Here is a 21,596-nt window from a genome sequence, read left to right on the forward strand (position 1 = left end):
TCTCCACTAAAGTGCTTAAATTTTCCTATACGATAAATTTTTCTATCATTACTCGATAATTTGAGTTAGGAGAACGGAAGGAACGATTCTGCGGACGAAGCATCGCGAAGATGTCGCCCCCAAGGGTCTGGAGGAAATCATATGACGTCTGCGACCCGGCACGAGACCTCTCGCACGCTTCTGATGGATAAGATCCGCGCATTGCTCGGCCCCGGTGCCGTGCTGGAGAACCCGGCCGAGATCCAGGGCTATTGCACCGACGCAAGGCGCAAGTTCCACGCACCCGCCCTTTGCGTCTGCAAGCCGCGCGACACGGCCGAGGTCGCGGCGCTGGTCAAGCTGCTGCATGCGCATGGCTGGCCGATGCTGCCGCAAGGCGGCAATACCAGCCTGTGCGGCGGGGCGACGCCCGACGACCGCCTGCCGGTGATCGTCTCGACCGAACGGCTGAACAAACTGCGCGCCGTCGACCCCTTCGGGCTGACCGTCGCCGCCGACGCGGGCTGCACCATCGCCCAGCTTCAGGCCGCCGCGGCGGCCGAGGGGTTGCTCTATCCCGTCAGCCTGGGATCGGAGGGCAGCTGCCAGCTGGGCGGCACCATCGCCACCAATGCCGGCGGCACGGCGGTGCTGCGCTATGGCACCACGCGTACGAACACGCTGGGGCTGGAGGTCGTGCTGCCCGACGGCCGTGTTCTGGACATGATGCGGGCGCTGCACAAGGATACCGCCGGCTACGATCTGAAGCAGCTTTTCATTGGTGCCGAGGGCACGCTGGGCATCGTCACCGGCGCGGTCATGCGGCTTTATCCCGCCACCCCGGCGATCGGCATGTGCTGGCTGCGCATCGCAGGGCCGGCCGAGGCGCTGGAGCTTCTGCAACTGTTCCGCCGCCATGCCGGGCGCAGCCTGACCGCCTTTGAGCTGATGAACGCCCAGCAGCTTGCCAATGTGCTGGACCACGGCAGCCACGCCGCGCCGGTCGAGGGGCGAGAGGGCTGGCACCTGATGGTCGAGCTGGCCGATACCGCCTCTGCCGACCTCGACACGCTGATGGTCGGGATCCTGGAGCAGGCGTTCGAGGCCGGGCTGGTCCTTGACGGCAGCATCGCGCAGAACCTGACGCAGGCCGAGGCGATGTGGGCGATCCGCCACAGCGTGACGGAATCGAATGCGCGGGTCGGGGTCAGCATCACCTCGGACACGGTAGTTCCGGTGGCCCGCGTCCCCGAATTCATCGCCCGCGCCACGGATGCGGTGATGCAGGTCCATCCCGGCATCCTCGTGACCGTGGTGGGCCATGTCGGCGACGGCAACATCCATTTCATCGCGCTGTTTGCGCATGACCTCTGGGCGGCGCTGCCCGACCGCCAGGCGGTCGAGACGCAGGTGCGCAACGCGGTCAACGACATCGCCATCGCGCTTGGCGGCACCTTCAGCGCCGAGCATGGCGTCGGCCAGACCATGACCGGGCTGATGGAGCGCTACAAGACCGGCCCCGAGCTCGACCTGATGCGCGCGCTGAAACGCTGCATCGACCCCGACGGACTGATGAACCGCGACCGCGTCATCGGCCCGGCCGCCTGACCACCCGACAAGACCAACCAACAGGAGAGACGTGACATGACGAAACCCACCATGCCGACGATCAAGCGTCGGACCCTTCTGCTGGGGGCGGCCGCAGGGCTGGCCGCGCCGGCGATCTGGCGCCCCTCGGGTGCGCGCGCCCAGTCCACCCGCATCGTGGTGCGCGACGACGGCGGCATCTATACCCAGGCCTATACCGAGATCTTCTATCGCCCCTTCACCGAGGCGACCGGAATCGAGGTCGTGCCAGCCCAGGCCCAGGCCGAACCGACCGCGCAGATCCGCTCGATGGTGGAAACCGGGACCTATACCTGGGACATGGGCAAGATCTCGGTCCCGGCGGTGCTGCAGCTGACCACGGGCGAGACCAAGTATCTGGAACCCGTGGGCCTGGATGCCGAGGCGGTGATCCAGTCGATCCCGGCGCATTTCCGCAACGAATACCAGGTCGGCACCAACGTCTATACCACCGTGCTGGCCTATCGCCGCGACGCCTTCGAGGGGCGCGAGGCGCCGGCCTCCTGGGCGGACCTGATGGACCCCGAGAAGTTCCCCGGCCGCCGCACCCTGCGCCGCCACCCCTATGACACGCTGGAACAGGCGCTGATGGCCGACGGCGTGCCTGCGGACCAGGTCTATCCGCTGGACCTGGACCGCGCATTCGCCCGGCTGGACAAGGTGCAGCCCGCCACCGACATCTGGTGGACCAGCGGCGCGCAGGCCGAACAGCTGCTGATCTCGGGCGAGGTCGACCTGATTTCGACCTGGGTGTCGCGCGCACAATCGGCGCAGGCGGCCGGCGCCCCGGTCGAGATCGTCTGGAACCAGAACATCTGGGGCTGCGACGGCTGGTCGATCCTGAAGGGCACGCCCAATGCCGACGCCTGCCGCGAGCTGATCAAGTTCGCCTCGGACCCGGCGCGCATGGCGCAACTGGTCAAGTTCTTCCCGGCCGGCATCGTCCAGCCGGCTGCCTTCGAGACCATCCCGGCGGACGTGGCCAGGAACTGCCCGACCTATCCGGCGAACATCGAGACCGGGCTGCAGATCGACGCCGCCTATTGGCTGGAGAACGCCGACCCGGTGATCGAGCGGTTCAACAGCTGGTTCATCGGCTAGGGCCCGGGGGAACGGATCGCGACATGAGCACTTTGGAAACGCAGGGCCTGGGCAAGGTCTATGGCGACTTCGTCGCCCTTGCACCGACCGACCTGAAGGTCGAGAAGGGCGAGTTCCTGACGCTGCTGGGGCCGTCCGGCTCGGGCAAGACCACGCTGCTGAGCCTGATCGCCGGGCTGGCCGAGGCCGACAGCGGGCGCATCCTGATGAACGACCGGGACGTGACCCATGCCGCGCCCTATCAGCGCGACATCGGCATGATGTTCCAGAACTATGCGCTGTTCCCGCACATGACCATCGCCGAGAACATCGCCTTTCCGCTGAAGATGCGCGGCACGCCTGCGGCCGAGATCAAACAGCTGGTGCAGGAGGCGCTGGACATGGTGCGCCTGCCCCATATTGCGGACCGTTTCCCCAAGGAGCTGTCCGGCGGACAGCAGCAGCGCGTGGCCCTTGCGCGCTGCACCATCTATCGCCCCTCGGTCATCCTGATGGACGAGCCGCTGGGCGCGCTGGACAAGAAGCTGCGCGACCAGATGCAGTTCGAGATCCTGCGCATCCACAAGGAGATCGGCGGCACCATCGTCTATGTCACCCACGACCAGGAAGAGGCGATGACCATGTCGGACCGCATCTGCCTGATGAACGGCGGCAGGATCGCACAGCTGGGCAGCCCGGCCGACCTGTATTTCCGTCCGCAATCGCTGTTCGTCGCCGATTTCCTGGGCGAGGCGAACCTGCTGGAGGGTCGCCTCGTCTCGGGCGCGGACGGCGAGGGCGTGGTGCAGCTGGGCGATGCCAGCGAGATCCGCGTCACCCTGCCCCGGCCGCTGGGCCATGGCGCGGCGGTCAAGGTCATGCTGCGGCCGCAGAACATCCGCCTTGAGGACACGCCTGGCGAGGGGCTGAACGCCAGGCTGCGCAGCTGGAGCGTGACCGGCGCCAGCACCAAGTTCTTCCTCGACGCGCCGGCGCTGGGGTCCAAGCCGCTGATCGCCACCCGCGCCACCGCGATGAGCCATGACGCGCCCGAGCCCGGCCGCGACTATCGCCTGAGCTTCGATCCGCGCGACGCCGTCGCCATCCCCGCCGACGAGGCCGCCTGATGACCGCCATCCCCGCCCCGGCCGCGACCCGCAGGCCGATGAGCCGCAGAAGCAGGCAGCTTCTGATGGCGGCGCCGATGGTGCTGCTGCTGGTGACCTTCCTGATCTACCCTTCGGCACAGCTTTTCCTGCTGTCCTTCCAGAAGGGCGGCGGCTTCTCGCTGGAGAACTACCAGCGCCTGCTCGGCACGCCGGTCTATCTGACGGTGATGATGCTGACGCTGAAGATATCGGTCGTGACCACGATCTTCGCCGTCATCGCCGGCTATCCGGTGGCCTATCTGATCTCGATCCTGCCGAAGGCGAAAAAGGGCCGGATCCTGTTCTGGATCCTGCTGTCCTTCTGGACCTCGTTCCTGGTGCGCGCCTTTGCCTGGATCATCCTGCTGGGCCGCAACGGCGTGGTGAACAAGCTGTTGCAGACGCTGGGCATCAGCGACGCGCCCATCGCGCTGATGTATAATTTCTCGGCCGTGGTCATCGGCATGGTCCATGCCCTGCTGCCGCTGGCGGTGCTGACCATGCTGTCGGTGATGGAGAACATCGACCGCAACCTGACCCGCGCCGCCTCGACCCTGGGCGCCAAGCCCGGCATGGCCTTCTGGAAGATCTACTTTCCGCTGTCCTTTCCCGGCGTGACCTCGGGGGCGCTGATGGTCTTTGTCACCGCCATCGGCTTCTTCATCTTCCCGGCCCTGCTGGGCGGCCGGCGCGAGACGATGATCACCCAGATCATCATCGAGCAGATCATCCAGACCATGAACTGGGGCTTTGCCAGCGCCGTCGCGGTGCTGCTGCTGGTGGTCGTGCTGCTGGTCTTCGTGCTCTACGACCGCGCCGTCGGGCTTTCTACCATGACCGGCGAATCCTCGGCCAGGAAAGGCCGGCCCGGCCGCAAGGGGATCTTCTCGCGTATCGGGGACGCGATCCTGACCGGGCTGGGCCATGCCTCGAACGCGATCATCGGACTGTTTCCGCGCCGCCGCGCGCGCGAAGGTGCGCCGCGCCCGCTGGTGGGCTTCGTCACCGTGCTGCTGGCGGTGATGACGCTGCCGGTGCTGCTGATGATCCCGCTGTCCTTTGCGGAAAGCGGGCTGAACTGGCCGCCGCAGGGCTTTACCCTGAAATGGTATCAGCAGATCTTCAACTCGCCGATCTGGATGAGCGCGCTGACCCGCTCGCTGGTCGTCGGCTTCAGCACCGCGGTCCTGGCGCTGCTGATCGGCACGCCCGTCGCCTTCCTGATGGTGCGCGGCAGGATGCGGGGAAAGACGGCATTGCTGGCCTTTACCCTGATGCCGGTGGTGATGCCGAACATGATCCTGTCGGTGGGGCTGTTCTACCTTTATGCCAAGATCGGGCTGGTCGGCACCAACCTGGGCCTGATCATCGGCCACACGGTCATCGCCGTGCCCTATGTGGTGCTGACGGTCATGTCGGTCTTGCGCAACTACGACACCCGGCTGGACCTGGCCGCGCAAAGCCTGGGCGCGACGCCGATCCGAACGCTGCGGCTGGTCACGCTGCCGATCATCGGCGCGGGCATGATCTCGGCCTTCCTTTTCGCCTTCACCATCAGCTTCGACGAATTGACCATCGCGCTTTTCACCTCGGGCGGCATGTCCGCGACCCTGCCCAAGCAGCTTTGGGACGAGGTATCGCTGTCGATCTCGCCGCTGCTCGCCGCGGTCTCGACCTGCCTGTTCCTGTTCGTGACGGTGCTGATCGTCGCGGTCGGGCTGCTGAACCGTCGCCAGAAATAAACTTGAACGGATAGACAATGCTGACTTCGAAAGACCTTCGCGGGATCATCCCCGCCCTGCCGACCCTTGTGAACGGCGACGACAGCCTGGCGCGCGGCGACATGGCGAAACTCGTCGATCACGTCTATGCCGGGGGCTGCACGGGCGTGCTGCCCATCGGCGGCACCGGCGAATACGGCGCGCTGCCGCATGCGACGCGGGTCGATGCCGTGGCCGTCTGCGCCGAGCGCAGCCAGGCCGGGCAGACCGTCATGGCGGGCGTACTGGATGCCGGCTATTACGACGCCATCAAGGCCGGCAAGGACTACGCCGCGGCCGGCGCCGATTGCCTGCTGGTGCTGACGCCCTATTACACCAACCCGACGCCGATGGGGCTGCGCGACTATTTCATGCGCTATGCCGATGCCTCGCCGGTGCCGGTGCTGATCTACGAGATCCCCTATCGCACCCGCGTCGCCATCCCGCCCGAGGTCACGCATGAGTTGTCGCGGCACCCCAACATCGTCGGCATGAAGGCGTGCAACACCGACATGTATCACTTCCTGCAGGTCGCGGCGGGGGTCGGCGACGACTTCACCATCCTCAGCGGCGAGGATTCGCTGTTCCCCGTGCATATGGCCGCGGGCGCGCAGGGCGGGATCATCGTCACCGCCTCGATGCTGCCGGCCTTCTGGGTCAGGATGCACGACATGCTGGCCGCGGGCGACCTGGCCGGCGCGCTGGCCCTGCACCGCCAGGCCCTGCCGATGATGAACGCGGCCTTCGGCGAGACCAATCCCGGCCCGATGAAATCGGTGCTGGACCTGTTCGGCATCGACGCGCAAAAGGTGCTGATGCCGCTGGATGCCTGCCAGCCCGAACGCTCGGCCCGGCTGCGGGCCGAGGTCGAAAAGCTGCTGGCCGCATAGGGACCGCCGGGGATGGCGCCGCTGAACACGGACGATTTCCGCGCGGCCGCGCGGCGGCGCCTGCCGAGGGGGCTGTTCGACTATATCGACCGGGGCACCGAGGACGAGGTTTCGCTGGCCCGCATCCGCGCCTCGCTGGACGGGGTCCGGCTTCGACCGCGCATCCTGAACGGCGACTGCCCCGCCTCGCTGGAGACCACCCTGCTGGGCCGCCGCCATCCGACCCCACTGGTGATCGCACCGACCGCGCTGGCCGGCATGGTCGCGGATAGGGGCGAGACGAAGCTCGCCCGCGCCGCCAGCCGCTTCGGCATCCCCTTCACCGTCTCGACGCAATCGGTCGAGCCCGTCGAGGACATCCGCCGCGGCGCCCCCGATGCCGAACTGTGGTTCCAGCTTTACGTCTGGAAGGACCGCGCCCGGACGGCCGAGCTGCTGCGCCGGGTCGCGGCTTGCGATTGCGACACGCTGGTGCTGACCGTGGACACGCAGATGCCGCCCAAGCGCGAATACAACCAGCGCAACGGCTTCGGCGTGCCGTTCCGGCCGACGCCCGGCAATGTCGCCGACATGCTGCGCCATCCGCGCTGGCTGTGGGAGGTGATCCTGCGGCCGGGCCTGCGCCGGGGGATGCCCAGCTATGGCCACTATCCGCCCGAGTTTCGCGCCGGCCTGCTGTCGCCCGTGACGGCCGAGGAGCTGCGCCTGGACCCGGCGCTGACATGGCAGGATTTCCGCGCGCTGCGCGACGGCTGGCAGGGCCGGATCATCCTGAAGGGTGTGCTGGGGACCGAGGACGCCATGCGCGCCAAGGCCGAGGGCGCCGATGCCATCGTGGTCTCGACCCATGGCGGGCGCAATTTCGACGCCCTGCCGACGACTGCCGAGGCCCTGCCCCGCATCGCCGCCAATCCCGCCGCGGTTCCCGAACTGCTGGCCGACAGCGGCGTGCGGCGCGGCTCTGACGTGCTGAAATACCTCGCCCTCGGCGCCTCGGCCGTCCAGCTGGGCCGCGCGCCGCTATGGGGCCTTGCCGCCGGAGGAGAGACCGGCGCCGCGGCGCTGCTGGAGATCATCCTGGCCGAGATGCGGACGGGCATGGGCTTTCTTGGCGCGCGGACGCTTGCCGATCTTTGCCCCTTCGACAACTGAAGCCGGCCAAGCCGGAAGCGAAGCGACAAGCGCGCGGACACCCTTTCCGGCTGGTCGAACAGATCAGCGCGGCGCGGGGGATGGTGGCTTCCTCGAGCATTCGCAACCTTCGTTCCGGCTCTCGAACCGACGGGGGCTATGCCGGAAAAATCGTTGACCGGAGAATAAACGCCTCTGTCCGGGGCTGGCCCGTTATCGGTGCTGTGGAGCATGCCGTCCAAGCGTTCCTGCCAACAAGCCGGACGTGGCTCATCCTGCCCTTGCGCACACGGGTTCAGCCATTGGCCGTCCTGACCACGTCCATGCTGGAAAGCGCCAGGCGCGGCCCGGCCTTCATGACCTGGCCGGGCAGTTCCCTGCCCAGAATCCGCTCGGCTGTCCCGGCTGCCTCGATCAGCTTGCCAAGGTCGATCCCGGTCGGAAAGCCGGATTCCTCGCACATGTAGACGAAATCCTCCGTGGCGATATTGCCGGTCGCGCGCGGCACGAACGGACAGCCGCCGATCCCGCCCACGCTGGCCTCGAAATCGCGGATTCCGTGCAGCAGGCCGGCATAGGCGCAGGCAAGGCCGACGCCGCGCGTATTGTGGAAATGAAGCGCGATCCCCACCTCGGGAACCGCCGTCCGCAGCGCATCGAGCACCGGCACGACATTGCCCGGCGTCGCCATCCCGGTCGTGTCCCCCAGCGTGATCCGCGAGATGCCGAGGTCGCGATACCGCCTGGCCTGGTCGACCAGGTTGCCGACGGGCACGTCGCCTTCGAAGGGGCAGCCGAAGGCCGTGGCGATGGCGCCGTGCAGCGCGACGCCTGCCTCTTCGGCGATGCGCGCGATCTGCCGAAACCCGGCCATCGAGTCGGCGCGCGAGCGGTTCACGTTCTTCAGGTTGTGGCTTTCCGAAGCCGAGGCGAACATCACGACGGCATCGATTCCCGCCTCGATGGCGGCTTCGGCACCGCGCAGGTTCGGCACCAGCGCGCTGAAGCGGACACCGGCGCGACCCCGGAAATGCCGCACCAGCTCGGCCGCATCGCGCATCTGCGGCACGGCGCGCGGCGATACGAAGGATGTCAGCTCGACCGAACGGATGCCCGCCGCGACAAGGCTTTCGACAAGCCGGATCTTGTCCTGGGTCGGGACGAAGACCTTTTCGGATTGCAGGCCGTCGCGCGGCGAAACCTCGGTCACGGAAACCTGCCGGCCGGTGGCGGATACGGGGCCGGTCATGTCACGCCGCCTCGCCCGAGGGTGCCTTGGCTGCGGCCGCCACTTCCTCGGGCGTCAGGCCGAGACTGCCGAGAATCTCGGCATTGTGCCCGCCGATGCTGTCCACGTCGCCCCCGCCGGCCAGCGAGGCGCCGTCGATCTCGATCGGCAATGCCGGCGCCCGGAAGGTCCGGCCATCCGCGGTCTGGGACGAGGCGAGCCCGCCCTGCCGCATGACATGCTGGTCGCGGAACAGATCCGAGGGCTTGGCCACCGGCGCGAAGGGAATCTCCATCTTCTCCAGCGCGGGCAAAAGCTCGGCCATGGGGCGCCTTGCGACGGCCGCCGCAACCAGGGGAACCACCCAGGAGCGGGCATTGATGCGGGCCATCCTGCCTTGCAGTTCGGGATGTTGCAGCAGGTCGTCGAGGCCGAGATAGCCGCACAGCCGGGTCCAGTGGCCGTCGCTGACCGCACCGATGAAGATCTGGCCCCCGTCGGCATCGGCAAAGACGTCATAGATCGGCCAGCTGAACGCCCGCTCGGGCATCGGTTCGGGATCCCTGCCCTCCAGCTCGAACTGCACCATGTGCTGCGAGACCAGCAGAAGGCAGTTCTCGAACAGGCCGACGCGGATGGTCCGCCCCCCGCCTGTCTTGCCCCGCTCGAACAGCGCCGCGATGATGGCGAAGGCGCCGAACAGCCCGCCCATGATGTCGTTGGCCGAGGTGCCGACACGCAGCGGCCGACCCTTGGGGCCGGTCATGTAGGCAAGGCCGGACATCATCTGCACCACCTCGTCAAGCGCCGTCCGGCGCTCGTAAGGGCCTGAAAGAAAACCCTTGTGGCTGGCGCAGATCAGATGCGGAAAGCGTTCGTGCAGGGTTTCGGCATCCAGCCCCATCCCCTGCAAGGTGCTGTCCTTGAAGTTGTCGATGAACACGTCGGCCGAGGCCAGAAGCCGGTTCAGCGCCTCCTTGCCGGCCGGCGTGCGGCTGTCCAGGACGACGGATTTCTTCCGGCGGTTGAACAGCGGAAAGAAAGCGCTGCCCATGCCGGTCAACTGGCGTGTCTTGTCGCCCCCGGGCGGCTCGACCTTGACGACCTCGGCACCCAGGAAGGCCAGGAACATGCCGCAGCTCGGCCCCATCACCATATGGCTCATCTCAACGACACGGATCCCCTCGAGGGGTTTGAACTCGGCAGTCATGCGGCCTCCCATACCATCGGCGACAGGATAGGATTGCCCAGCCCTTCTTACAATTATATAATACTTACAGATACGTTCTAAAAAATAGCATCCATGCGAGGCACTCTTGGACCTGAAGCAATTGCGGTATTTCTGCAGCATCTACGACAACAAGAGCCTGTCGGCGGCTGCGGATGCCGAGAGAATCGCCGTTTCCGCGCTGAGCTACCATCTCGCCAATCTGGAGGCCGAGATCGGCGCGCCGCTGTTTACGCGAAAGTCGCGGGGCCTCGAGGCCACGGCGGCGGGCGAACGGCTTTACTTTCATGCCCGGTCCATCCTGAAGACCGTCGAGGTGGCGAAAAGGGACCTGTCCACGTTTCGCGACAATGTTTCGGGCGAGGTATCGCTGGCCATGGCCTATTCCGCGATCCAGGCCATCGGCGTCCAGCTGGCGAAGGTCGTGGTCGAGGATTATCCGAACCTGCAGCTCAACATGATCGAAAGCCTTTCCAGCACGACCTTGCTGCACCTGTCCTCGGCGGATGCCGATCTGGGGCTGGCCTACAACCCGCCGCTGACCAGCACCTTCAAGGCCACGCCGATCCTCGAGGAAGATCTGGTCCTGATCGGCAAGCGCGAGATCATCGGCAGCGGATCGGAGCCGGTCACGGTGCCGGAGCTGCTGGATTTCAAGATCATCATGCTGCGCCAGGGCATGGCGGCGCGGGCGCTGCTGGACCATCACAAGACCCTGGAACAGATCTATGCGACCAGCCAGTTGCAGATGAATTCGGTCCATGCGATCTCCGGCGCCGTCCGCGAGGGGCTGGGCTGCACCATCGGGACGACGCTGTTCATGGGCGACGAGATCAAATCCGGCAGGCTGCACTGGCGGCCGATCATCTCGCCGACCCTGACAAGGACGCTTTATCTTTGCGAACAGACGGATCGGCCGCCGACCATCGCGCTGGAGACGATCCGCGACCTGATCCGTGACCTGATGGTCCGCGCCGTCAACGACGGCATATGGCCGGCAAGACTGATCGAGGCGGAATGACGAAAGCCCCGTCCGGGCGGACGGGGCCTTCTTATCGGTTTCGCCGCTTACTGCTGCGCCGAGACCTTTTCGACATAGGCGTTGGTATAGGTCTTGCCGAGGTCGATGGTGGCGCCGGCCACCTCGGGCAGGTTGAAGCTCAGCATCGTCTGCACCGCTTCGGCACCCTTCGCATCCACCAGCCCGGTTTCCGACAGCATTTCCATGCTGTTGTTCAGCGATTCGATATAGACCTGCTTGTCCGCACCGACCAGGTTGGGCGGCATCTTCGCTGCGATCTCCTCGGCGGGGGTGTTGTGGATGTATTCCAGCGTCTCGACGATGGCGGCGGCCAGCGCCTGGGCCTGTTCGGGATGCTGGTCGAGCCATTCCGTGCGGGTATAAAGCGCCGCGCCGGGGTAATCGGCGCCGAACAGGGCGTGGGTGTCCGCCGCCTTGCGGGTATCGACCAGGATGGGCAGGTCGGCGTGCCGGCTCTGCAACTGGGTGATCGCCGGATCGGGCGTGACCACCGCGTCGATCCGGCCCTGCTCCAGCGCCGCGACCGCGGTGGCGCCGACGCCGACGCCGACGACCGAGGCGGCATTCGGGTCCAGCCCGGCCTGCGACAGCATGTATTTGAGGAAGAAGTCGGTCGAGGAACCCGGCGCGCTGATCCCGACGGTCTTGCCGGCAAGATCCTTGATCGACTTGACCTCGTCCGTCTTGCCGGGCGCCACGGCCACGGCGATGCCGGGCAGCCGCCCCATCAGCACGAACGAGGACAGCTCCTGCCGCTTGGCCGCCAGCGTAATGGTGTGTTCGTAATAGCCCGAAACCACGTCCGCGCTGCCGCCGACCACCGCCTTCAGCGCCGCCGAGCCGCCCTTGAAGTCCACCAGTTCGACATCGACCCCGTGCTTTTCGTAAAGGCCCAGCTGTTCGGCCAGAACGACGGGCATGTAGCAGATGCAGCTGGCACCGCCGATCGCGATCTTGACGGTTTCGGCCGCCGCGGGCGTCGCGCCTGCCACCAGCGCCGCCGCAAGGATAGTCCTGAGCATCGTCATATTGCTCCTCCCTTCAGTGATTGTTGTCGGGCTGCCAGACCAGCAGCTTCCTTTCCACCATCGTCACCCCCCAGTCGATCAGAAGGACGAAGGCCGAAAGGACGAACATTCCCGCGAACACGCCGGCGATGTCGAACATGCCTTCGGCCTGCGCGATCAGGTAGCCAAGCCCGGCGGAAGACCCCAGATATTCGCCCACGACCGCGCCGACCACGGCGAACCCGATCGAGACATGCAGCGAGGAGAACACCCAGCTCAGCGCCGAGGGCAGATAGACGTGGCGCAGCAACTGACGCTCGGACATGCCCAGCATCCGGGCGTTCTGCAGGACGGTCCGGTTCACCTCCTTCACGCCCTGATAGACGTTGAAAAACACGATGAAGAAGACCAGCGTGAACCCCAGCGCCACCTTGGACCAGATGCCCAGGCCGAACCACAGCGTGAAGATCGGCGCCAGCACCACGCGCGGCAAGGCGTTGGCCGCCTTGACATAGGGGTCGAAAACCGCGGCCAGCTTCGGCCTGCGCGCCAGCCAGAACCCGGCGATCATCGCGGCCACCGCACCGATGACGAAGGCCAGCGCGGCCTCGATCAGCGTGATCCACAGGTGCCGCCAGATCTCGCCGCTCCTGAACCAGGCCACGATCTGCCAGAACACGTCGGCGGGCGTCGAGAAAAAGAACTGGATCCGGGCCGGATCGCCCAGGATCGACGTCTGGGTGATCACCCACCACAGCGCGACGGCAATGACCGCCACGAGGACCTGCAGGGTTGCAAGGACGGTCCTGCTCATGCCCGCTCCTCCCGGTTCTGGTTGCCATAGGCCTTGAGCACCTGCTCTTTCAGCAGGTGCCAGATGTCGCGGTGCAGTTCCTGGAACTCGGGGGACAGCTTGATCTCGGAAACGTCCCGCGGCCGCGCCAAGGGAATCGTGAAATCCCCGATCAGCTTCGCGTCCGGTCCCGTCGACATGATGACCACCCGGTCCGCCAGCGCGATGGCCTCTTCCAGATCATGGGTCACGAACATCACCGCCTTGCGGTCCTGCTGCCACAGGTCCAGCAACAGATCCCCCATGATCAGCCGCGTCTGCGCGTCCAGCGGGCCGAAGGGCTCGTCCATCAGCAGGATTTCCGGGTCGCGGATCAGCACCTGCGCCATGGCGACGCGCTTGCGCTGGCCGCCGGAAAGCATGTGGGGATAGCGGTGCCCGAAACCCTTCAGGCCGACCTTTTCCAGCCAGTTCTCGGCCCGCTCCAGCGCTTCGCGCCGCGGCGTGCCCGAGATTTCCAGCGCGATGGCCACGTTGTCGCGCGAGGTCTTCCACGGCATCAGCGCATCGGCCTGGAACAGATAGCCCGCGCGCCCGTTGAGGCCATCGAGCGGCTGGCCCTGGATCTCGACGGTGCCGGCCGAAGGCTTCAGCAGCCCGGCGGCCGCGTTCAGCAGCGTCGACTTTCCCGAGCCCGTCGGGCCGACGATCGCGACGAACTCGCCCTTCGCAACGCTGAGATTTGCGCCGGCAACCGCGCGGAACACGCTTTTCCCCGCCGCTCCGAAACTGATGTCGACATTGTCCAGACGCACGGCGTGCTGCATTCATCCTCCCTGACCGTCATCGCCGCCATGATCGGCCGGGCGGGATGCCGGGCTGATCCGACATGCCCCGACTGAATGCCGAGCGCTGACTGAATATTGCCTTGCCGCAAGCCTCCTCATGCGGTTCCCCTCACATTATCGAAGCCCAACCATGCTCACAATTATATAATTTCATACGTTTTGTTCTATTAATTAGAAATCTATCCACCGCCATCTTTCGACCGCTGAAAGGCGGCGGAATTGGGGGAACTTCGCCTTTCCCGGCAAAGCTCTCCGCGGCTGCTGTGACAGTGTGCCGCGTGCGGTGCAGCCGTCAGGCACAGCCACCCGGACAAGGAACTCGGCGACTTGACGGCCCGTGCGCCGCGGCTCCCGCCACCGGGGGCGGCTGGACGAAAAGAAATGCCTCGCCAGAGTGTCGGCGCGGCGGGGTGGCCCTACGACTGGAATTGTTGCAAGATGAAGTCATACGACAGTTTTGCGATATGCGGTCCGGCGGAAGGACGAGCTCCGCCTCTGCTTGATGGCGCCTGAACCGTCTTCACGACGGATTCGTGCAAGCTAGTGACGAATTGGCGCAACTTGATGCCGTTTCAACCGGGCTATTCCGGGATATCGCTGATCAGGCCCCCATCTCTGCCCGAGGGAAAGAGGGATATGGAAATATTTGGTTTCATTGCGAATAACTGGCCGGTCATCCTGCGTCTGGCGGGCGAGCACATCTCGATCGTCGCCGTGGCGGTGGGGTTGGCGATCCTGACCGGCGTGCCCATCGGCATCGCCATCACCCAGAACCGGCGCGTCGCGGACGGGGTGCTTTATGTGGCCTCGATCATCGTCACGATCCCCTCGATCGCGCTTTTCGGCCTGATGATCCCGATCCTGTCCAAGATCGGCCAGGGGATCGGCTGGCTGCCCGCGGTGATCGCGATCCTGCTCTATTCGCAGCTGCCCATCGTGCGCAACACCTATACCGCCATCACCAATGTCGATCCCGCGCTGCGCGAGGCGGCCATCGGCATGGGCATGACGCCTTTCCAGCGGCTGACCCGGCTCGAAATCCCCATCGCGATCCCGGTCATCATGGCCGGCGTGCGGACCGCCGTGGTCATGAATATCGGCGTCGCGGCGATCGCCGCCTATATCGGCGCCGGCGGTCTGGGCGTGCTGATCGCGCGCGGCATTTCGCAGACCGATCCGCGCCAGCTGATCACCGGCGCGCTGGCCGTCTCTCTTCTCGCCATCGTGGCCGACTGGGCGCTTTTGCAATTGCAGAAGCGGCTGACCCCGGCCGGGCTGAAACGCTGACGCTTCCGAGCAAGGACCTTTGCGAATGATCCGACTCGAAGACCTGACCAAGAGATTCAAGACGCCCGGCGCTGACATCGTCGCCGCCGACCGGGTGAACATGGAAGTGCCCACCGGCGAGATCTGCATCCTGCTGGGGCCTTCGGGCTGCGGCAAGACCACGGCGCTGAAGATGATCAACCGGCTGATCCCGCCCACCAGCGGCAAGATCTATATCGACGGGCAGGACACCTCGCAGCTGGACGATATCCAGCTGCGCCGCAATATCGGCTATGTGATCCAGCAGATCGGCCTGTTTCCCAACATGACCATCGAGGAGAACATCTGCGTCGTTCCCCGGCTGCTGAACTGGGACATCCGCAAGGCCCGGCAGCGCGCGGCGGACCTGCTGGACCTGGTGGGCCTGGACCCGCGCCAGTTCCTGCGCCGCTATCCCAAGGAGCTGTCGGGCGGCCAGCAGCAGCGCGTCGGCGTCATCCGGGCGCTGGCCGCCGATCCGCCGGTCATGCTGATGGACGAGCCCTTCGGCGCCATCGACCCGATCAACCGCGAGATCATCCAGGACGAGTTCCTGAAGATGCAGGCCGAGTTGAAGAAGACCATCATGTTCGTCAGCCACGATATCGACGAGGCGGTGAAGATGGGTGACAAGATCGCCATCTTCCGCGCCGGCCGTATCGAGCAATACGACACGCCCGACATGATCCTGGCCCATCCCGCGAATGCCTTCGTCGCCGATTTCGTGGGCGCGGACCGCACGCTGAAGCGGCTGCGGCTGGTCACGGCCGAAGAGGTGGCGTCCACCGAGGTGCCGGTGACCGCGCGGTCGACCAAGGTGTCCGACGCGTTGCACCAGTTGACCGTCGCAAAGGCGCGCCGCGCGGTCGTCATCGACAGCGACCGCCGCCCGGTGGGCTTCGTGACCGCCGAAGAAATGGCCGGCGCCTCGGGCACGGTCCGGGACTTTGCCCATCCGCTGCCCGCCACCGTGCCGGTCCGCGCGGACCTGCGGGCCGTGGTCTCGGAGATGTTCGCCCATGACACGATGTGGCTGGCCTGCACCGACGATCACGGCCGTTTCGCGGGCGTCATCACCCAGCCGGACGTGACCGCGGCCTTGCGCGCGACCTATGGCCCCGACAAGGGCGCGGGACCGGAACAGGGGGCGTCATGACACGCTGGCTGGGTCTCGGGCGCGGGGCGACGATGCTGCTGGTCTTCCTGCTGGGCATCTGGGTGGCGACCTCGGGGTTGCTGGACCAGATCACGATATACTGGGACGACATCACCTACCTGACGCGCCAGCATGTGTTCCTGGTCGCCAGTTCCGGCGGAGCGGCGATCCTCGTGGGCGTGCCGGTGGGCATCTGGCTGTCGCGCCCCTCGATGGAACGCTATGCCGAAACGGTGATGCAGGTCTTCAACATCGGCACCACCATACCGACGCTCGCGGTCATCGCATTGTCGATGACGCTTTTGGGCATCGGCTTTCCGCCGGCCTTCTTCGGACTGTTCGTGGCCTCGCTCCTGCCCATCGTGCGCAATACCTATGCCGGGCTGCTGGCGGTGCCTTCGCACCTGAAGGAGGCCGCGACGGGCATGGGCATGACACAACGGCAGATCCTGATGCGGGTCGAGATCCCGAATGCGCTCTATGTCATCTTTTCGGGCATCCGCACGGCGCTGGCGATCAACGTGGGCACGACGCCGCTGGCCTTCCTGATCGGTGGCGGGGGCTTGGGCGAGCTGATCTTTACCGGCATCGACCTCATGGATACGGGCATGCTGCTGGCGGGCGCCGTCCCGACCGCCGCGCTGGCCGTGGCCGTCGATTTCCTGATGGGACAGGCGCAGTTGCGGCTGATCCCGAAGGGCGTGAATCCGCTTCGATAAGGCGGAACAAGAACCAACAACCAAAGGGAGCCAACAGAATGAACATCATCGTCAAATCCGGCCTTGCGGCACTTGCCTTCGCAGCTTTCGCAACAAGCGCGCAGGCGGCCGACATCGTCGTCGGCGGCAAGAACTTCACCGAACAGCAGATCCTGTCCGCCATCACCCAGCAGGTGCTGGAAGCGAACGGCCACCGGGTCGACAATCGCGCCGGCATGGGCTCGGCCGCGGTGCGCCAGGCCATGGAGAACGGCCAGATCGACGTCTATTGGGAATATACCGGCACCTCGCTCATCACCTACAACAATATCGAGGAAAAGCTGGACCCACAGCAGACCTATGACACGGTCAAGGAGCTGGACGCCCAGAAGGGCATCGTCTGGCTGAACCCGTCCGAGGCGAACAACACCTATGCCCTGGCGATGCGCGCGGCGGATGCCAGCGAAAAGGGCATCGCGTCCATCTCCGACCTGGCGGGGGCGATCAACGGCGGCCAAAGCCTGACATTCGGCTCGAACGCCGAATTCTATGCCCGCCCGGACGGGCTGAAGCCGCTGGAGACGGCTTATGGCTTCGAGTTCGGCCGCGCCAACGTCAAGCGCATGGATACCGGGCTGGTCTATCAGGCGCTGCGGGACGGGCAGGTCGATGTGGGGCTGGTCTTTGCCACCGATGGCCGCATTCCCGCCTTCGACTTCACCGTGCTGGAGGACGATCAGGGCTATTTCCCCAGCTACGCGCTGGCACCCGTGATCCGCACCCAGGTGCTGGAGGCGAACCCAGATATCGGCGACCTGCTGAACGAGGTTTCGGCCAAGCTCGACGATCAGGTCATGGCCGCGCTGAACGCCAGCGTCGACGTGGACAAGGTCTCGGTCGAGAATGCGGCGGCGAAGTTCCTGCAAGACAACGGCCTGAACTGAGGCGAGAGCGGCGGGGGCGGATGCGCCCCTGCCCTCGGGGTGGCGATGCGGAAGGGCCGAAGGCGATGACGACCAACAAGACGATCACCATCGGCGCCGCGCAATTCTCCAGCGAGATCGGCGATGTCGACGCCAACCTGGACCGCCACCTGCACTGGATCGCGCGAGGGCGCGAGGCCGGTCTGGACATGCTGGTCATGCCGGAGCTGTCGCTGACCGGCCATTACGGCTCCGAGAACCTGCTCGACGCCGCCATGTCGCGCAAGGATCCGCGGCTGAAGCGGCTGGCCGAGGCGGCGGGACCGATGGCCGTGACGCTGGGCTTCATCGAGGAAGGACCGGCCGCGCAATTCTACAACGCAGCCGCGATCCTGTGCGACGGGCGGATGATCCATCTGCACCGCAAGGTGAACCTGCCCACCTATGGCAAGCTGGAAGAGGGCAAGCATTACGCGCCCGGCCGCTTCGTCGAGACCTGCGAACTGGATGGGCATTGGCGCGCGGGCCTGCTGATCTGCGCCGATGTCTGGAACCCGGCGCTGACCCACCTGGCCTTTCTGCATGGCGCCACCCTGCTGATCTGCCCGGTCAGTTCCGGCGAGGAGGCGGTAGGCGTCGATTTCGACAATCCCGGCGGCTGGGCGCTGACCTGCCGGTTCTATGCAATGATCTATGGCGCTCCGGTCGTCATGGTGAACCGCACCGGGACCGAGCGCGACCTGACCTTCTGGGGCGGTTCGCGCATCATCGATCCCTTCGGGCACGCGCTGGCCGTAGCCGGTTCCGGCGAAGAGATGATCACCGCGACGCTGGATTATGACGTGCTGCGCCGTGCGCGCCACCTGCTGCCCACCGTGCGCGACAGCAATCTGGCGCTGGTCCAGCGCGAGACGGCGCGGCTGATCGACACGTTGGGCGTCCCGGATTTCGTCCGCGAATGAGGCAAGACGACGATGCGCGATTTCTTCCTGAATGACGAGGACCGGGCCTTCCGCACCGAGATCCGCGATTTCCTGGACCGCGAACTGGCCCCGCGCGTGGACCGGATCGAGCGCGACCAGGATTTCGCGGCCCAGCTTGAGGTCGCGCGGGCCCTGGGCAAGGCCGGCTATCTGAAGCTGATGTTCCCCGACCTTTATACGGGCAGCCTGTCGCAGCCCGGCCTGACCCATGCGGTGATCGTCTCGGAAGAGGCCGCCTATCTGAACTATGCCTTCGAGACGACCATCGCCACGGCCCTGTCCTGCGCCTACCCGATCCACCGCCATGCCCGGCCGGCGATGCGCGAACGCTACCTGACGCCGATCCTGGAAGGCCGCGCCGTCGGCTCGATCTGCATGACCGAGCCGAACGTCGGATCGGACAGCGCCGGCATGGAAACCGCGATCCGCTTCGACGAGGCCAGCCGCGAATGGGTGATCGACGGGTTCAAACGCTATATCTCGAACGCATCCAGGGCCGATGTCTACATCGTCTGGGGCATCACCGATCCCGGTGCCGCCCCGCAGAAGGGCATGAGCGCGGTGCTGGTTCCCGCCGATACCCCCGGGCTGTCCTTTCCCCGCATCTATGACTTCATGGGCCGGCGCGGCTCGGTGGTGGGCGAGGTCGCGCTGGACGGGGTCCGCGTCCCCGAGGAGAACCTGCTGGGGCAGGCGGACGCCGGTTTCCGCATCATGCTGGAGGCCTTCAACTTCGAGCGGGTGATCCTGGGCGGTTCGGGCCTGGGCGTGGCGCGAGCAGCCTTCGACCTGGCGCGGGACCATGCGCAAAGCCGCGTCAGCTTCGGTGAGAGGCTGGGCCAGAAACAGCTGATCTGGGACATGATCGCGCAGATGAGCTGGCGGATCGACGCGGCCGAACTGCTGACCCAGCGGGCGGCCAGGATGTATGACGACGGCATCGGCGGCAAGGACCTGATGCGCGAGGCCAGCCAGGCCAAGCTGGTCGCGACCGAGACCGCCGTCTTCTGTTCCGACCGTGCGGTGCAGATCCTCGGCGGTGACGGCGTCACCCGCCAATATGGCCGTGTCGAGCAGCTTTACCGCGATGCCCGCGCGCTGCCCATCGTCGGCGGCAGTTCCGAGATGTGCAAATACCTGATCGCGGCACGCGAGATGCCGGCGATCCGTCCCAATCTGTGACAGGCAAGAGAAACCGATGCATATCGCCCGCATTCTCGAGGCTTCCGCCGACCGCTACCCGGATCATCTTGCGCTGGTCTTCGAGGACAGGCGCTGGACCTATGCCGAATGGCTGGCCCGCGTCCGCCGCTTTGCACAGGCGCTGTCGGATCTGGGGGTGCGGCCGGGGGACCGCGTGGCCTTCTATGTCTCGACCTCGGAAAACTCGGTGACGACCTATTTCGCCTGCCAGATGCTGGGCGCGGTGGCGGTGCCGATGAACTTTCGCCTTTCGGCGGGCGAGGCCGCCCACATCCTGCAGGATTCCGGCGCCCGCGTGCTGATCTATGGCCGCAGCCTGACCGGGAACGTCGAACGGATCGCGGCGCAGATGCATTCGATCCACGATTTCATCGGCTGCGCCTACGACCGGGCACATATCCCCGCCGGCCACCTGCATTTCGAATCCCTGGCCGAGCAGACCGCGGATCGCGACGAGCCGCGCATCATTCCCTCGGGGGATGCGATTTCCTCGCTGGTCTATACCTCGGGGACGACCGGGCGGCCCAAGGGGGTGATCCACACCCATGCCAACGACATCGCCATCGCGATGAACTGCGTCATGGAATATTCGCTGAACCATACCGACAATGCGCTGCATATCGCGCCGCTTTACCATGTGGGCGGCATGCAAGCCTATTTCATTCCGCATCTGCTGGTCGGCGGCACCAATGTCGTGATCGGCCGCTATGAGGCGGAAAAGACGCTGGACACCATCGCGGCCGAGCGCATCACCACGCTGTTCGCCGTGCCCACCCAAATCCAGGAGATGCTGTTTCACCCGCGCTTCCGCGATCAGGACCTCACTTCGCTGCGGCTGATCACCACCGGCGGCGCGGCCATTTCCGCCGCGACGATGGAACGGGTGATGGCCGAGTTCTGCCCGGCGATCTTCAACGGCTACGGCATGACCGAAGCGTCGCTGACGCTGGTGCTGCATCCGCAGGACGCGCTGCGCAAGCTGGGATCCTGCGGCAAGCCGACGCTGATTTCGGAATGCCGGATCGTGACCGACGATCCCATGCGCGAGGTGCCGCCCTCGGAAACCGTGCCGCGCGGACAGGTGGGCCAGCTGATCGTGCGCGGCCCGCAGGCGATGCAGGGCTATTGGAACAACCCGTTCGAGACGCAGAAGAAGCTGAAGGCAGGCTGGATCTATACGGGCGACCTGTTCAGCCAGGACCGGGACGGGTTCTATTATTTCCACGGCCGGGCCGACGACATGATCGTCTCGGGCGGCGAGAACATCCATCCGCGCGAGGTCGAGGAGATCCTCTATCGCTGCCCCGGCGTGCAGGAGGTGGCAGTCGTCGGGCTGGCGGACGAGAAATGGGGCCAGGCGGTGACGGCCTTCGTCGTCCGCTCGGACCCGGCGCTGAGCGCGCAGGACCTGGATGCGTTCTGCAAGGCCAGCGACGCTCTGGCGCCCTACAAGCGGCCCCGCCGCTACGAGTTTCTGGAAAGCCTGCCGCTGAACCCCAGCGGCAAGGTGCTCCGGCGCGAACTGGTCGCGCGCCATGCCCCGCAGCCGGCCTGCTGAGGACAGCATC

General features: G+C 65.9%; 19 protein-coding genes. 14 read left to right on the forward strand and 5 right to left on the reverse strand.

The genetic code is table 11. From position 1 onward, the window contains the following. The first annotated feature begins 141 nt into the window (after positions 1 to 141). From QPR87_RS01390 to QPR87_RS01415, 6 genes are read left to right on the forward strand one after another with little or no spacing between them, the layout of a single operon-like run. Complete coding sequence (locus tag QPR87_RS01390; RefSeq protein WP_285047905.1) at positions 142 to 1,587, forward strand: FAD-binding oxidoreductase; 1,446 nt, start codon at positions 142 to 144, stop codon at positions 1,585 to 1,587. 36 nt (positions 1,588 to 1,623) lie between these two features. Beyond that, complete coding sequence (locus QPR87_RS01395) at positions 1,624 to 2,706, forward strand: ABC transporter substrate-binding protein (protein WP_285047907.1); 1,083 nt, start codon at positions 1,624 to 1,626, stop codon at positions 2,704 to 2,706. 23 nt (positions 2,707 to 2,729) lie between these two features. Then, positions 2,730 to 3,812 (forward strand): ABC transporter ATP-binding protein, encoded by a 1,083-nt coding sequence (locus QPR87_RS01400; RefSeq protein WP_285047909.1) that lies wholly within the window; start codon positions 2,730 to 2,732, stop codon positions 3,810 to 3,812. Beyond that, a complete protein-coding gene (locus QPR87_RS01405) occupies positions 3,812 to 5,575 on the forward strand; it encodes an ABC transporter permease subunit (RefSeq protein ID WP_285047911.1) in 1,764 nt (587 codons plus the stop codon). Before QPR87_RS01400 ends, QPR87_RS01405 begins: the two co-directional genes overlap by 1 nt. A gap of 17 nt (positions 5,576 to 5,592) precedes the next feature. Next, positions 5,593 to 6,483 carry a dihydrodipicolinate synthase family protein gene (locus QPR87_RS01410; RefSeq protein ID WP_285047912.1) on the forward strand — a complete coding sequence of 297 codons (891 nt, stop codon included), beginning with the start codon at positions 5,593 to 5,595 and terminating at the stop codon, positions 6,481 to 6,483. A 12-nt stretch (positions 6,484 to 6,495) separates the two neighbouring features. Next, positions 6,496 to 7,635 (forward strand): alpha-hydroxy acid oxidase, encoded by a 1,140-nt coding sequence (locus QPR87_RS01415; RefSeq protein WP_285047913.1) that lies wholly within the window; start codon positions 6,496 to 6,498, stop codon positions 7,633 to 7,635. Positions 7,636 to 7,909: 274 nt separating this feature from the next. Here QPR87_RS01415 and QPR87_RS01420 read toward each other — a convergent pair whose 3' ends face one another. Further along, entirely contained in the window at positions 7,910 to 8,863 is a 954-nt protein-coding gene (locus QPR87_RS01420; protein ID WP_104492977.1) for a hydroxymethylglutaryl-CoA lyase, read from the reverse strand. A 1-nt stretch (position 8,864) separates the two neighbouring features. Then, entirely contained in the window at positions 8,865 to 10,052 is a 1,188-nt protein-coding gene (locus QPR87_RS01425) for a CaiB/BaiF CoA transferase family protein (protein WP_285047914.1), read from the reverse strand. A 106-nt stretch (positions 10,053 to 10,158) separates the two neighbouring features. Here QPR87_RS01425 and QPR87_RS01430 point away from each other — a divergent pair, with 106 nt between their 5' ends. Further along, positions 10,159 to 11,091, forward strand: coding sequence for a LysR family transcriptional regulator (locus QPR87_RS01430; protein ID WP_104492976.1), 933 nt, complete (start codon positions 10,159 to 10,161; stop codon positions 11,089 to 11,091). Between the two features lie 47 nt (positions 11,092 to 11,138). On the opposite strand, the gene QPR87_RS01435 is transcribed toward QPR87_RS01430, so the two are convergent. From QPR87_RS01435 to QPR87_RS01445, 3 genes are read right to left on the reverse strand one after another with little or no spacing between them, the layout of a single operon-like run. Beyond that, entirely contained in the window at positions 11,139 to 12,140 is a 1,002-nt protein-coding gene (locus QPR87_RS01435) for an ABC transporter substrate-binding protein (RefSeq protein WP_285047915.1), read from the reverse strand. 13 nt (positions 12,141 to 12,153) lie between these two features. Further along, positions 12,154 to 12,933, reverse strand: coding sequence for an ABC transporter permease (locus tag QPR87_RS01440; protein ID WP_011751101.1), 780 nt, complete (start codon positions 12,931 to 12,933; stop codon positions 12,154 to 12,156). Next, positions 12,930 to 13,739, reverse strand: a complete 810-nt coding sequence (locus QPR87_RS01445) for an ABC transporter ATP-binding protein (protein WP_104492975.1) — start codon at positions 13,737 to 13,739, stop codon at positions 12,930 to 12,932. The genes QPR87_RS01440 and QPR87_RS01445 overlap by 4 nt, the downstream gene beginning before the upstream one ends. A gap of 657 nt (positions 13,740 to 14,396) precedes the next feature. Here QPR87_RS01445 and QPR87_RS01450 point away from each other — a divergent pair. The 7 genes from QPR87_RS01450 to QPR87_RS01480 all read left to right on the forward strand — a co-directional run bounded on the left by QPR87_RS01450 (position 14,397) and on the right by QPR87_RS01480 (position 21,586). Next, positions 14,397 to 15,047, forward strand: a complete 651-nt coding sequence (locus QPR87_RS01450) for an ABC transporter permease (protein WP_285047916.1) — start codon at positions 14,397 to 14,399, stop codon at positions 15,045 to 15,047. 25 nt (positions 15,048 to 15,072) lie between these two features. Then, complete coding sequence (locus QPR87_RS01455; RefSeq protein WP_011751105.1) at positions 15,073 to 16,221, forward strand: osmoprotectant ABC transporter ATP-binding protein OsmV; 1,149 nt, start codon at positions 15,073 to 15,075, stop codon at positions 16,219 to 16,221. Next, on the forward strand, positions 16,218 to 16,940 hold the full coding sequence (locus QPR87_RS01460; RefSeq protein ID WP_011751106.1) for an ABC transporter permease: 723 nt from the start codon (positions 16,218 to 16,220) through the stop codon (positions 16,938 to 16,940). The genes QPR87_RS01455 and QPR87_RS01460 overlap by 4 nt, the downstream gene beginning before the upstream one ends. A gap of 38 nt (positions 16,941 to 16,978) precedes the next feature. After that, positions 16,979 to 17,863, forward strand: coding sequence for a glycine betaine ABC transporter substrate-binding protein (locus QPR87_RS01465; RefSeq protein WP_285047917.1), 885 nt, complete (start codon positions 16,979 to 16,981; stop codon positions 17,861 to 17,863). Positions 17,864 to 17,928: 65 nt separating this feature from the next. Continuing rightward, a complete protein-coding gene (locus QPR87_RS01470; protein WP_285047919.1) occupies positions 17,929 to 18,804 on the forward strand; it encodes a nitrilase-related carbon-nitrogen hydrolase in 876 nt (291 codons plus the stop codon). A 12-nt stretch (positions 18,805 to 18,816) separates the two neighbouring features. After that, positions 18,817 to 20,007: an acyl-CoA dehydrogenase family protein gene (locus QPR87_RS01475; RefSeq protein ID WP_285047921.1), complete on the forward strand. Its 1,191-nt coding sequence runs from the start codon at positions 18,817 to 18,819 to the stop codon at positions 20,005 to 20,007. A gap of 16 nt (positions 20,008 to 20,023) precedes the next feature. Further along, positions 20,024 to 21,586, forward strand: coding sequence for a class I adenylate-forming enzyme family protein (locus tag QPR87_RS01480; RefSeq protein WP_285047922.1), 1,563 nt, complete (start codon positions 20,024 to 20,026; stop codon positions 21,584 to 21,586). The last annotated feature ends 10 nt before the right edge of the window (positions 21,587 to 21,596 follow it).

It is taken from the genome of Paracoccus sp. SSJ (assembly GCF_030234105.1).
GTDB classification, from domain to species: domain Bacteria; phylum Pseudomonadota; class Alphaproteobacteria; order Rhodobacterales; family Rhodobacteraceae; genus Paracoccus; species Paracoccus denitrificans.